13 protein-coding genes are annotated in these 11791 nt (G+C 73.3%); 9 read left to right on the forward strand and 4 right to left on the reverse strand.

Annotation, left to right across the window (positions count from 1 at the left end; genetic code table 11):
- The first annotated feature begins 94 nt into the window (after positions 1-94).
- From Apa02nite_RS16050 to Apa02nite_RS16070, 5 genes are read left to right on the forward strand one after another with little or no spacing between them, the layout of a single operon-like run.
- Positions 95-964, forward strand: a complete 870-nt coding sequence (locus Apa02nite_RS16050) for a hypothetical protein (protein WP_203825646.1) — start codon at positions 95-97, stop codon at positions 962-964.
- Complete coding sequence (locus tag Apa02nite_RS16055) at positions 961-1596, forward strand: DUF4129 domain-containing protein (protein WP_203825647.1); 636 nt, start codon at positions 961-963, stop codon at positions 1594-1596. Before Apa02nite_RS16050 ends, Apa02nite_RS16055 begins: the two co-directional genes overlap by 4 nt.
- The gene (locus tag Apa02nite_RS16060; protein ID WP_203825648.1) at positions 1593-2876 is read left to right on the forward strand and encodes a DUF4350 domain-containing protein; all 1284 of its coding nucleotides are present in this window, start codon (positions 1593-1595) and stop codon (positions 2874-2876) included. Before Apa02nite_RS16055 ends, Apa02nite_RS16060 begins: the two co-directional genes overlap by 4 nt.
- On the forward strand, positions 2873-3835 hold the full coding sequence (locus Apa02nite_RS16065; RefSeq protein ID WP_203825649.1) for an AAA family ATPase: 963 nt from the start codon (positions 2873-2875) through the stop codon (positions 3833-3835). Before Apa02nite_RS16060 ends, Apa02nite_RS16065 begins: the two co-directional genes overlap by 4 nt.
- Complete coding sequence (locus tag Apa02nite_RS16070; protein WP_203825650.1) at positions 3832-5148, forward strand: DUF58 domain-containing protein; 1317 nt, start codon at positions 3832-3834, stop codon at positions 5146-5148. The genes Apa02nite_RS16065 and Apa02nite_RS16070 overlap by 4 nt, the downstream gene beginning before the upstream one ends.
- A 281-nt stretch (positions 5149-5429) precedes the next feature.
- Here Apa02nite_RS16070 and Apa02nite_RS16075 read toward each other — a convergent pair whose 3' ends face one another.
- Positions 5430-6395, reverse strand: a complete 966-nt coding sequence (locus Apa02nite_RS16075; protein WP_239164342.1) for a stage II sporulation protein M — start codon at positions 6393-6395, stop codon at positions 5430-5432.
- Between the two features lie 84 nt (positions 6396-6479).
- On the opposite strand from Apa02nite_RS16075, the gene Apa02nite_RS16080 reads away from it, so the two are divergent.
- Positions 6480-7388 (forward strand): RDD family protein, encoded by a 909-nt coding sequence (locus Apa02nite_RS16080; protein ID WP_239164343.1) that lies wholly within the window; start codon positions 6480-6482, stop codon positions 7386-7388.
- Here the strand turns inward: Apa02nite_RS16080 and Apa02nite_RS16085 are convergent.
- Positions 7381-8235, reverse strand: a complete 855-nt coding sequence (locus Apa02nite_RS16085) for an oxidoreductase (RefSeq protein WP_203825651.1) — start codon at positions 8233-8235, stop codon at positions 7381-7383. The genes Apa02nite_RS16080 and Apa02nite_RS16085 overlap by 8 nt on opposite strands.
- 187 nt (positions 8236-8422) lie before the next feature.
- On the opposite strand from Apa02nite_RS16085, the gene Apa02nite_RS16090 reads away from it, so the two are divergent.
- Positions 8423-8875 carry a hypothetical protein gene (locus Apa02nite_RS16090; protein WP_203825652.1) on the forward strand — a complete coding sequence of 151 codons (453 nt, stop codon included), beginning with the start codon at positions 8423-8425 and terminating at the stop codon, positions 8873-8875.
- Positions 8876-8884: 9 nt separating this feature from the next.
- Here the strand turns inward: Apa02nite_RS16090 and Apa02nite_RS16095 are convergent, their stop codons facing one another.
- Positions 8885-9328, reverse strand: a complete 444-nt coding sequence (locus Apa02nite_RS16095) for a DUF4870 domain-containing protein (protein ID WP_203825653.1) — start codon at positions 9326-9328, stop codon at positions 8885-8887.
- A gap of 249 nt (positions 9329-9577) precedes the next feature.
- The gene (locus Apa02nite_RS16100) at positions 9578-10066 is read right to left on the reverse strand and encodes an SRPBCC family protein (RefSeq protein WP_203825654.1); all 489 of its coding nucleotides are present in this window, start codon (positions 10064-10066) and stop codon (positions 9578-9580) included.
- A 91-nt stretch (positions 10067-10157) separates the two neighbouring features.
- Here Apa02nite_RS16100 and Apa02nite_RS51055 point away from each other — a divergent pair, with 91 nt between their 5' ends.
- Positions 10158-10370 carry a hypothetical protein gene (locus Apa02nite_RS51055; RefSeq protein ID WP_239164344.1) on the forward strand — a complete coding sequence of 71 codons (213 nt, stop codon included), beginning with the start codon at positions 10158-10160 and terminating at the stop codon, positions 10368-10370.
- Entirely contained in the window at positions 10345-10584 is a 240-nt protein-coding gene (locus tag Apa02nite_RS52595; RefSeq protein WP_507762489.1) for a GNAT family N-acetyltransferase, read from the forward strand. Before Apa02nite_RS51055 ends, Apa02nite_RS52595 begins: the two co-directional genes overlap by 26 nt.
- Positions 10585-11791: the final 1207 nt, after the last annotated feature.

Consider the following 11791-nt stretch of genomic DNA (forward strand, 5'->3'; position numbering starts at 1 on the left):
CAGGCGGTGGCGAACTCGATTCCGTGGTTCATGAATGGATCATGGCACAGCCCGGCGCACAGGGCGTGCACAGCGATCTTTTAGGATGCCCGCCATGCGTGCAGAGGCGGCGGGGGCGGGCCGGGTGCCGGCGATCCTGCCGTTGCGGGCGACGACCTTCGGGGAGTCGCTCGACGGGGCGATCGTGCTGTTGCGGCGGCGGGCGCTGCCGTTGTTGCTGGTCGCGGCGGTGCTGGCGGCAGGGGAGCAGGTGCTGCTGACCTCGCTGCGGGCCGACGCCGGGCTGGTGCCGCCGTTCTACCTGCCGGGGGCCGACGCCGGTGACTGGTGGCGGACCGTGGTGACCGGGCTGGCGGCCGAGGTCGGCATCATCGGGCTGCTCGGCGCGTACGCCGGAGCCGCCACCGGACCGGCGCTGCTCGGCCGCGTGGCCGGCGGCTGGCGGCTGTGGCTGCGGACCCGCCCGTGGTGGAGCGTGCCGGTCGCCCTGCTGCTCGCCGCCCTCGCCTGGCCGGCCGGGTGGGCCGGGCTGATCGGCCTGGTCGTGCTGTACGGCCTGTTCGGGCTGGCCACCCCGCTGCTCACCCTGGACCGGGTGCCGGGTCCGCTGGCCGCGCTGGGCCGGTCCGCGCGGCTCTCCACCCGCGGCGGGCTGCGGGTCGCCCGGATCCGGATCGTGGGCTACCTGACCTGGCTGGGGATCCGGTTCGCGCTCGGCACCGGCTGGATCGCGGTGGCGTCGCTGGTCACCGACGTGACCGACGTGTCCGGGGCGGACTGGCTGCACTGGGCGCTGCCGATCGCGTGGGCGCTGGCCAACACCGTGGCGTACGCGGCGCTGGCCTGCCTGGACGCGGTGCTGCTGGTCGAGGCGCGGATCCGGACCGAGGGGCTGGACATCGTGCTGGGCCGGGCCCGGGCACGCGGCGAGGACGACGCGGCGGCGCTGGTGGCCGGGCGATGAGGGGCTACGAGGAGTTCGTCGCGCGGGTGTTCGACGTGCTGTCGCCGCAGACCGTCCTGCTGCTGCTGATCGGGCTGACCGGGCTGGTGGCCGCGCTCTGGTACTGGTTCCCGGCGTGGGTGCCGCGCCGGCTGCCCCGTGTCAAGCTGCCCCGGATAAAGCTGCCCCGTTTCAGACTGCCCCGTTTCAAGCTGCCCCGGTTCACCCGGCCCCGGTTCACGCTGCCGCGCGTGAAACTGCCCCGCCTGCAAAGGAAGAAAGCGACGAAACGACCAGCGGTGATTCCTCCACCGGACGACCTCGAGGTGACCGCCGCGCCGCGCCCCGGGATGTCGCTGGCCGACCGGCTCGCGGCCGAGGGCCGGTACGCCGAGGCGATCCGCGAGCGGCTGCGCGACACCGTCCGGGACCTGACCCGGGCCGGAGTGATCACACCGCAGCCCGGCACCACCGTGGTCGAGCTGACCGCTGCCGCCGCCGCGCACCGGCCCGCCGTCGGAGCACCGCTGAGCGGCGCCACCGAGATCTTCTCGGAGATCTGGTACGGCCGCCGCGACGCCTCGCCCGGCCACGACGACCGGATGCGCACCCTCACCGCCGAGGTCCGCGACGCGCTGGGAGTGCCGCGGTGACGGCCCGGGTGAAACGCCGGCGGCTGCGGGTCGTCGTACCGTTCATGGTCCTGATCGCCCTGGTCAGCACGACCCTGATCGTGCACGCGACGCAGCAGCCGGACCCGGCGGACAGCGACTTCCTGTCCCCGGTCAGCAGCGCCGGGATCGGCTCCGGCGTGCTCGCCGGGCGGCTGGGCGAGCGGGGCGTGACCGTCGACCGGCAGACCGGCCTCACCGCCGCGCTGACCGAGCTGTGGCGCGGCGGCGACCCGGCCACCCTGTTCGTCACCACCCCGGACCTGGCCGATCTGGATCAGCTGAGCCGGCCCGGCGCGGTCCCGCCGCTCACCCGGGTGGTCATGGTCGCACCGTCCGAGGAGTCCCTGGTGACGTCGGCCTGGCCGCTGCACGTGCTCGGCACCCGGTGGACCACCGGTGTCGCCGCGCCGGGCTGCGCCGACCCGGTCGCGTCCACGGCCGGCCCGGCCGCGGTGAACTGGCGGCGCTACACCCCGGACACCGGGGCGAGTTGCTACGGCGACGCGCTGCTGACCGTCGTCGCCGGCGGTGTCGCGGTCACCGTGGTCGGCTCACCCGACCCGTTCCGCAACGACCGGATCGCCGAGCACGGCAACGCCGCCCTCGCGGTCGGGCTGCTCGCGCAGACGTCCCGGGTGGTCTGGCTCGACCTGCACCAGCGCGAGGTCACGCCGGAACCCAGCCCGTCGCCGTCGTCCACCCGCCCGGAACCGGAGTCCTCGTCGTCGGCACCGGACGCCCGGCCCCGGCCGACCGGCGGCGCGCCGCAGCAGACCCCGGGCGACCCGGCCGCGCCACCGCCGGCCGCCCAGCCGGACGAGCCGAACCCGCTCACCGAGGCGTTCCCGGCGGCGTTCTGGGCGACCCTGCTGCTCGTCGCGCTGGCACTGCTCGCGCTGGCCGCCGCGGCCGCCCGCCGGCTCGGCACGCCGGTCGCCGAGCCGCTGCTGTCCCGGGTGCCGGCGAACGAGACGATGCTCGGGCACGCCCGGCTCTACCAGCGCAGCCGGGCCCGCGGTGCGTCCCTGGACCTGCTGCGGGGCGCCGCCCGGCGCCGGCTCGCCGCGCACCTCGGCCTGCCGGTCGGCACCACCCTCGCCCGGATCGCGGAGCAGTCCGGGTTGGAGGAGGACGACGTACGGGAGGTCCTGGCCGGCGTCCACCCGGACAACGACAGCGAGCTGATCGAGGCGGCTCTCGCCGTGCAGCAACTGGAACGCGACATCACCAGCCCCGACGAAGGAGTTCAGCAACCGTGACCACCGAATCTCAAGAGGCCCGCCTCGCGCTGGGCCGGCTGCGCGCCGAGGTCGGCAAGGCGGTCATCGGTCAGGACGCGATCGTCGGCGGTGTCCTGGTGGCACTGCTCTGCGGCGGTCACGTGCTGCTCGAAGGGGTGCCCGGGGTGGCCAAGACCCTGCTGGTGCGGGCCCTGGCCGCGGCGTTGGACCTGGACACCAAGCGGGTGCAGTTCACCCCGGACCTGATGCCCGGCGACGTCACCGGCTCGCTGGTCTACGACGCGCGGACCGCCGCGTTCAACTTCCGTCCCGGCCCGGTCTTCACCAACCTGATGCTGGCCGACGAGATCAACCGGACGCCGCCGAAGACCCAGGCCGCGCTGCTCGAGGCGATGGAGGAACGCCAGGTCAGCGTCGACGGCACGCCCCGGCCGCTGCCGCAGCCGTTCCTGGTCGCCGCGACCCAGAACCCGATCGAGTACGAGGGCACCTACCCGCTGCCGGAGGCGCAGCTGGACCGGTTCCTGCTGAAGCTGAGCGTGCCGCTGCCGGAACGCGACGCCGAGCTCGACGTGCTGCGCGCGCACCACCGCGGCTTCGACCCGCGTGACCTCAAGGCCGCCGGGATCACCCCGGTGGCCGGCGCCGCCGAGCTGGCCGCCGGGCGGGCCGCGGTGCAGCGCGTCGAGGTCGCCGACCCGGTCCTCGCGTACATCGTGGACCTGTGCCGGGCCACCCGGGTCACCCCGGCGCTGGAACTCGGCGCGTCCCCGCGCGGCGCGACCGCGCTGCTCGCCGTGTCCAAGGCGCACGCCTGGCTCAACGGCCGTGAGTACGTGGTGCCGGACGACGTGAAGGGCTACACCCTGCCGACCCTGCGCCACCGGGTCCGGCTGCGCGCCGACGCCGCCTTGGATGGGGTCACCGTCGAGTCGGTGCTGGCCGCGGTCCTGGCGGCCGTGCCCGCCCCGCGATGATCACCAGGCGTTTCGCCGCGCTGCTCGCGCTCGGCGTGCCACTGCCGGCGTTGCTGCCCGCGCCGTGGCTCGCGCTCGGCGGGGTGCTGGTGTTCGCCGCCGGGCTGGCCCTGATCGACCTGGTGGTGGCCGGGCCGCTGGACGGGCTGCGGCTGCGGCGCGACGGTGACCGCACGGTGTGGCTCGGTAACCCGGCACGTGCCACGCTGACCGTCACCAACACCGGTGGCCGGTCGGTGCGGCTGAGCCTGCGCGACAGCTGGGTGCCGTCCGCCGGTGCCGGCGCCCTTCGCCACGAGCTGGATCTGCCGCCCGGCGAGTCGCGGGACGTCACGACCACGCTCACGCCGACCCGGCACGGGGACCGGCCCGCCGTGCGGGTCACCTTGCGGTCGCTCGGGCCGTTCGGGCTGGCGTACCGGCAGCGGCGCCGTAGCTGGAACGAGCAGGTCACGCCGGCGTGGACGCTGCGGGTGCTGCCGCGCTTCCCGTCGCGGCGGATCCTGCCGGAGAAGCTCGCCCGGATCCGGGTGCTGGACGGCGCCGTGGTCACCCGCGGGCGCGGGCACGGGACCGAGTTCGACGTGCTGCGGGAGTACGTGGTGGGCGACGACGTCCGCTCGATCGACTGGCGGGCCAGCGCCCGGCACCACGACGTGGTGGTGCGCACCTGGCGCCCGGAGCGCGACCGCCGGGTCTACTGCGTGCTGGACACCGGCCGTACCGCCGCGGTCCGGGTCGGCGACGCGCCCCGCCTCGACGCCGCGATCGACGCCGCGCTGCTGCTGTCCGTGCTGGCCTCGCGCGCCGACGACCGGGTCGACCTGCTGGCCCTGGACACCGCGGTGCGCGCCCGGGTCGAGGGCGGCGGGCACCGTACCCAGCTGCCCCGCCTGATCGACGCGATGGCCTCGCTGGAACCCGCCCTGGCCGAGACCGACTTCACCCTGCTGGGCCGCGAACTGCTCCGCCGTGACCGGAAACGATCCCTCGTAGTGATCTTCACAGCGCTGGACACCGCGCCGATGATCGAGGGCCTGCTCCCGGTCCTGCCCAAGCTCGCCGCCCGCCACAAGATCATCGTCGCGGGCGTCCGCGACCCGGCGATCTCCCGCCTGGCCACGCTGCCTTCCGCACCGACGGCCGCCGACGTGCACGCGGCCGCCGCCGCGGAGCGCGTCCTGGCCGAGCGCGACCGTGTCCGCGACGTCCTGAGCCACTCCGGCGCGACCGTCGTGGACACCGACGCCGACACCTTCGCCAGCCGGGTCGCCGACGTATACCTGCTGCTCAAGGCGACTGGCCGGCTCTGAAAACCCTCCGGCGCGCGCCAGGTCCGCCGTGGCTTCCGGTCCTTCTCCGGTACGAATACTCCAGCGCCCGCCCGTAGGCTACGAGCCGCGTCCCGTGGTGGTCTCGCGCGACGCCGCGGCCCACTCCCGGCCGCGGCGCGGCTTGCGGTCACCGGCTGGCTTCCAGGGGTGTGTCGAGCGCAGCGAGACACCCCTGAGGACCAGCCGGCGACCTGGGGGCGCGCTGCGGTCCGGAGTGGTCTCGGTGTCGCGCGAGGCAGCCACGGGACGCGGCTTGTAGCCTACGGACGGGGCTCGGTATTCGTACCAAATAGGTGTTTGTCGGCGATCTTGCCCCAGAGCAGTGCGTAAGCCAGGAACGCCAGCCAGACGACCGCGCCGATGGTGATGCGCAGCGCGGCGGGCAGGGACGACGGGGTGACGAAGGCCTCGAGGGTGCCGGCGACCGCGAGCGTCGGGACCAGGCCGACGGCGATGAGCATGCCCTCGCGGACCCAGGCGACCAGGGACTCGCGGCGGGTCAGCAGCGGGCCCGGGGCGATCCATGACCAGCCGAGCCGCAGGCCGACGCCGGCGCCGATGAACAGGCAGGTCAACTCGAGCAGGCCGTGCGGGGCGAGGTAGGTCAGGAACGTGTCGCCGGCGTCCTCGCCGACCATCATGGCGCCGACCACGCCGGTGTTCAGCAGGTTCGTCCAGAGCAGGTAGAGCACCGGCAGGATGAGCACGCCGGCGGCCAGGCACTGCGCGGTGATCAGGGCGTTGTTCGTCCAGACCTGCAGGGCGAAGTTCTGTGCCTGGTACTCGCTGTAGTAGCCGACGAACTCCTGCTGGATGTCGTCGCCGTCGGAGAACAGGGCCAGCACGGACGGGTGCGCCGACAGGTACCAGATCAGCGCCGCGCACGCCGCGACCAGCAGCACGCCGAGGGTGCCCCACCAGTGGCGGGTGCGGTAGAGCGCGGCGGGCAGGCGGTAGGCGAAGTAGCCGGTGAACGGCCGCCAGGAGAAGCCGCTGCCACCGCGGGTGACCGCGGCCCGGCCGGCCAGCACCAGCCGGGACAGGTCGGCGAGCACGATCGGGTCGGGGTTGCGGCTGCGCAGCACCGACAGGTGGGTGGCCGCCCGCTGGTACAGCATGACCAGCTCGTCGGCGTCGTCCGGGCTCAGCGGGCGCCGCTCCGCGAGCACCTCGAGCCGGTGCCACTCACCGCCGCGCTCGGTCACGTACGCGTCGAGATCCATCATCGTGCCGCCCCCGGTGGTCCGCCTGCCGGGCAGCGTAGTGGACGCGGTGTACGCCGGCCGGGCCCGGTGGTGTTCACTGTCCGGGTGTCGCTCGCCCTCGGTCCCGCACCCGCACCCTCCAGCGCGACCGGGCTGGTCACCGCGGAGGCCGTCGCACTCGATCTGCGCCCGGCCCGGCTCGGTTCCCGGGCCATCGCCCTGATGATCGACATCCTGGTGCAGGCCGCGCTGGCCGGCGCGCTGATGCTGGTGGCCGGCGTGATCATGGCGGTGCTGCCGGAGAGGCTGGTCGACGACGCGCTGTCGGCGACCGTGTGGCGGGTGCTGGTGGTGGCGGTGCTGCTGGCGTACCCGACGATCGTCGAGACCAGGACCAACGGACGCAGCGTGGGCAAGACCGCGATGGGGCTGCGGGTGATCCGTGAGGACGGCGGGCCCATCGGGGTACGGCAGGCGTTCACCCGGGCGCTGATCGGCTTCACGCTGGAGTGGCCGGGGCTGCTGCTGCCGTTCCTGACCTGGGCCGGCAGCCTGGCCATCATGATCGGCTCGGATCGGGGCCGCCGTCTCGGTGACCTGGCCGCCGGGACGCTCGTGGTGCACGAGCGGCGGCCGGTGCCGTTCCGGTACGTACCCGGGATGCCCGCCGACCTCGCACCCTGGGCGGCGGCCGCCGACCTGTCCGCGGTGGACGACGAGCTGGCCGGTGCGGTCCGGCAGTACCTGTCGCGGGCCCAGGAACTGGCCGAACCGTCGTCGAGCGCGCTGCTGCAGTCGCTGGCCGTGGAGGTGGGCGCCCGGGTGACCCCGCCACCGCCGTCCGGGACACCGCCGTGGTTGTTCCTGTGCGCGGTGCTCGCCGAACGACGGCGGCGGTATGCGGGCCAGCTGGCGGCGGGACGGCTGGTCACCGAGCGGCTGCTGCCGGGGTTCGGGCGCCGGCCGCTCTACCCGTCGATCCCGCCGGTGCGCCGGGCGGCGCCGTCTAGCTGAACGCCGCGGGGAGGGTCTCCGGCAGGGCGAGATTCGCGCCGGCGAGGTTCTCGCGCAGGTGGGCGACCGAGGACGTACCCGGGATGAGCATGATGTTCGGCGAACGCCGCAGCAGCCAGGCGAGCGCGACCGACATCGGCGTCGCGCCGAGCTCGTCGGCGAAGTGCTGCAGCTCGGTGGTCTGCACCGGGGTGAAGCCGCCGAGCGGGAAGTACGGCACGTACGCGATGCCCTGCGCCGCGAGGGAGTCGATCAGCGCGTCGTCCTCGCGGTTCGCGATGTTGTAGAAGTTCTGCACGCAGACGACCGGCGCGATGGCCTGCGCCTCGGCGATCTGCTCGGCGTTGACCGTGCTCAGGCCCAGGTGCCGGATCAGGCCCTGCTCGCGCAGCTCGGCGAGCGCGCCGAACTGCTCGGCGATCGACCCGGGCTCGGGCCGGTCGAAGCCGCCGACCCGCAGGTTGACCACGTCGATGGTGTCCAGTCCGAGCCGCTTCAGGTTGTCGTGGACCTGATCGCGCAGCTCCTGCGGGCTGCGGGCGTGCGGCCAGCCACCGTCGGCGTCGCGCCGCGCGCCGACCTTGGTCACGATGTGCAGATCCTCCGGGTACGGCGACAGCGCCTCGCGGATGATCTCGTTGGTCACGTGCGGGCCGTAGAAGTCCGCGGTGTCGATGTGGTTGATGCCGAGCTCGACCGCGGTGCGCAGCACGGCGACCGCGGCGTCCCGGTCCTTCGGCGGGCCGAACACGTGCGGACCGGCGAGCTGCATCGCGCCGTAGCCGAAGCGGGTCAGGTCGAGGTCACCGACGCGGTACCGGCCGCCGGGAAGTTCCTTGCTGTTCATGACCGCAACGATGCCCCGGACCGGGACGGATCGGGAGGGTTCCGTTCATCCTGGTAGTGACAGGACCAGGAAGCCACCCGCCCACGCCTCCCGACGGTGTCGGGTCCTCAGGGGGTGTGTCCGGCGTCGGGTGGCCCGGGGTGACCCCGCCGGGGTGAAACATTCTCATGATCAATACTGTGGTTCGGTGATCGAACACACCTCAGTGGACCCCGTCGTGCCCCCGCGTGACACCCGGCGGCTCGTCGCGGTCGTCATCGCGCTCGTGGCCGTGCTGACCGTCGGTGCGGCGGTGCTGATCGTGCAGCTGTGGCCGTCCGGTCCGGCGGCCGTGGACGCCGCGGACGTGCGCACCTGGCCGCCGCTGCGGGCCCTGTCGATCGACCTGGAAGCGTCGCTGCGCAGCACCGAGGACGGCTCGGAGACCACGATCGGTTTCATCAACGAGACCGGCGAGCCGGTGACGATCTCCTGGCTCGGCCACGAGGGCGAGCGGGCCGCCTACGCGACGGTCGAGGCGGGGGAGACGTACCAGCAGTCGACCTTCGGCGGCCACTTCTGGGTGGCGTCCCGCGCCGACGGCACCGCACTCGCGGTGTTCCAGGCGACAGCCGAGCCGGGCCGCGCGGTGATCCGCTGACCGGCCCGGTCAGCGGATGAACCTGATCGCGGTGGGGTAGCGGTAACCGTCGTCCTGGGCCGAGAGGATCACGCCGCAGCAGCCGATGATCAGCGGGATCCAGATCATCACGAACGGGACCAGTTCGGGTTCCTTGGTCGTGTAGACCGAGGCGACGGCGGCCAGCCCGGTGAGCAGCAACCAGGTCAGGTAGAAGTTGAGCGCGGCCACCGCGTGCCCGCGCACCACGGCCGAGCGCCGGCCGGCGACGACGAGCACGATCAGCGGCGCCACCCAGCCGAGCAGGGCGCCGACGAGGACACCGAACAAGCCGCCCCAGTGGGCGAAGCGGGCCCACGCCCGCTCGCGCGCGGGATGCATCCGCCGGGCGGGGACGACATCGTCGGGGACGGGTTCGGGTGTCCAGGGATACGATTCAGGTTCCGGGACGTGCGGTTCCCGCAGGTGGTCCATCACTGCACGGTAGAACAGGGCGGCCCCGCCGCACCGCCGAGCTTCGAGGGAGCCCTGGGCGCCGGCCGGCCCGCAACGCGCGCTGCCGCTGACCGGGCGGCCCGCACTGCGAACCGTGCGGGCACACCGCTCTGGCGAGCGCGAGCACTCACCACCGTCTGAACATCGGTCCCACCCACGCCTCCCGACGGTGGCTGGCTCTCAGGGGTGTGTCCGGGTCACGGACACACCCCTGAGAGCCAGCCGTTATCAGGCGGTGGCCGACGGTTCCGCGCTCATGGCGGCGATGGTGGCCAGCATGTTGGCGCAGAGCGCGACCAGGCGGTCGTCCATCGCCGCCGCGGCATCGGCTTCCTCGCGGGCGCCGGTGTCGCCCGGCCCGTGCCGGAACGTCTGCCGGACCACCGTCGTGCCGCCCTCGCCCGCGCTCAGGTGGTACCGCCACAGCGACCCGGCGGCACCGTCCTCGTCGAGCACCGACCAGGCGAAGACCTCACCGGGCACCACCTCGGTGATCTCGCAGACGGCGGTCGCCTCGAGCCCGTTCGGGAACCGGTTGCGCCCGGTGAAGCGGGTGCCGGGCACGAGTTTCGGCTCGTCGTCGCCCCAGCCGCCGTCGATCGTCTCCGGACTCCACTTGCCGATCCGGTCGACCGCGGTGATCAGCTCCCACATCCGTTCCGGCGGCACCGGCACGACCCGTGCGACAGTGACCTCCGTACCCGTGATCAGATCCATCGGACTGCTCCTCTCGCCGTGTGGCCTTGATGAAGCGACGAACGAGGAGCGCCGTTGAGGACACGACCGGTCCGTCCGGCAGGATGGCGACGTGATCACGATGTCTGCCGGGCAGGGCGACCCGGAGCTGCAGCGGCTGCTCTCCGACGCGTTGGACCGCCTCAACCGCGCCGCCGTCACCTCGGACGACGAAACGCCGCTGTCGATCCGCGCCACCGACGAATCCGGCACCCCTGATCGGCGGCCTCACCGGCTACACCTGGGGTGGCTGCGGCGCGATCTCGTCCCTCTGGCTCGCCGGTGAGCATCGCGGCCGGGGCCTCGGCGCCGAACTGCTGGCCGCCGCCGAAGCCGAGATCCGCCGCCGCGGCTGCGACCGGGTCATCCTGTCCACGATGTCGTTCCAGGCGCCGGGCTTCTACCTGCGGCACGGCTACCGGGAGACCGGCCACCTGCCCGGCATGCCGGACGACACCACCAAACACTTCTTCCACAAGCACCTCGACCCGCCCACCTGAAGAACCTGCCCACCGTCCCAGCCCTGGGTGGTCACTCAGCGGAAGAACGCCGTGAACGAACGCGTCCGTCCCGTCGTCGATGGAAAGCACGCCCCGTCATTCGCCGAGCCGCTCGATGGTGACAGCATCCGCCCTGTCCAGGACCGCCGGCAGGCCCTGACGGTCGCCACAAAGCCGCTGACCCAACCCCAGGACCAGCCGTGCTCTCGCCAATGCCACCCAGCCAGATTTGATCTTGGTGAGGCCCGGCGGCCTTCGGGGTGGTGTCCGATGTGTTCGGGCGTGGGCGTCATTGCGGGTCGGGATGTTCAGTCGTTCGGTGATGCTTTTCGCGGTCGGCGTGGGCGCTCGGTGGTCGGCGGGGCGGTAGGAGTCCGCGCTCGGCGTCGGAGGGGCGGCGGGGGTCCGCGCTCGGCGCTGGCGGGGCGGTAGCTATCCGCGCCCGGCGCTGGAGGGGCGGTGGGTGTCCGCGCTCGGCGTCGGTGGGGTGGCGGGGGTCCGCGCTCGGCGCTGGCGGGGCGGTAGGTGTCCGCGTTGGGCGGGTTCGGGGGCGGTGGCGGTCCGCGGTCGGGTTGTGCGTGCGTTTACCGCCCGCCCGGGGGCGGCAAAAGCACGCGATCTGGCAGTGCGGACTCCCGCCGCCCTCCCCGCGGCCGGCATGCACCCCTATAAAGATCAACTGGAGCCAATCGGCATGGGTCCTCTCTCAGCTGGCGCTGACGGCCGTTTTGAGCCTGGCGGTTTCACGGGATAAGGGCTCCCACGGCCAGCCGGGTTCTCTCGGCTGGCCGTGGCGGCCGTTTTGAGCCTGGCATAAGGGCTCCCAGGGCTAGCCGGGTTCTCTCGGCTGGCTGTGGCGGCCGTTTTGAGCCTGACATAAGGACTCCCAGGGCTAGCCGGGTTATCTCGGCTGGCTGTGGCGGCCGTTTGAGCCCGGGTTAGCAACCCCCAGGACCAGCTCGGCTATCCCGGCTGGTCCTGGGGGTTGCCTCAGCGGCTTCGAGGCAGCCCTGAGCGCCAGCCGGGGCCGTGCCGGGTGCTGCCGCCGCCTTCGCGTGCCGGATGCGCGCCGACGACCGACATCGCCGACCGGGCGGCCCGGGTGAAGCGGCCTCAGCCCGACGCGGCCCGGTCGCCTACCCGGGGCCGGGTGCGCTCGCCGCCACGAATCCCATGGCGCGGCCGGAGTCTGAGCCAGGCAAGGTTC

It is taken from the genome of Actinoplanes palleronii (genome assembly GCF_016862315.1).
GTDB lineage: Bacteria > Actinomycetota > Actinomycetes > Mycobacteriales > Micromonosporaceae > Actinoplanes > Actinoplanes palleronii.

Bases quoted from the DNA above. Each gene is read 5' to 3' on its own strand.
- Apa02nite_RS16050 (WP_203825646.1), top strand. From the start codon at position 95: ATGCGTGCAGAGGCGGCGGGGGCGGGCCGGGTGCCGGCGATCCTGCCG.
- Apa02nite_RS16055 (WP_203825647.1), top strand. From the start codon at position 961: ATGAGGGGCTACGAGGAGTTCGTCGCGCGGGTGTTCGACGTGCTGTCG.
- Apa02nite_RS16070 (WP_203825650.1), top strand. From the start codon at position 3,832: ATGATCACCAGGCGTTTCGCCGCGCTGCTCGCGCTCGGCGTGCCACTG.
- Apa02nite_RS16075 (WP_239164342.1), bottom strand. From the start codon at position 6,395: ATGATGGATCTCGACGCGTACGTGACCGAGCGCGGCGGTGAGTGGCAC.
- Apa02nite_RS16085 (WP_203825651.1), bottom strand. From the start codon at position 8,235: ATGAACAGCAAGGAACTTCCCGGCGGCCGGTACCGCGTCGGTGACCTC.
- Apa02nite_RS16095 (WP_203825653.1), bottom strand. From the start codon at position 9,328: ATGGACCACCTGCGGGAACCGCACGTCCCGGAACCTGAATCGTATCCC.
- Apa02nite_RS16100 (WP_203825654.1), bottom strand. From the start codon at position 10,066: ATGGATCTGATCACGGGTACGGAGGTCACTGTCGCACGGGTCGTGCCG.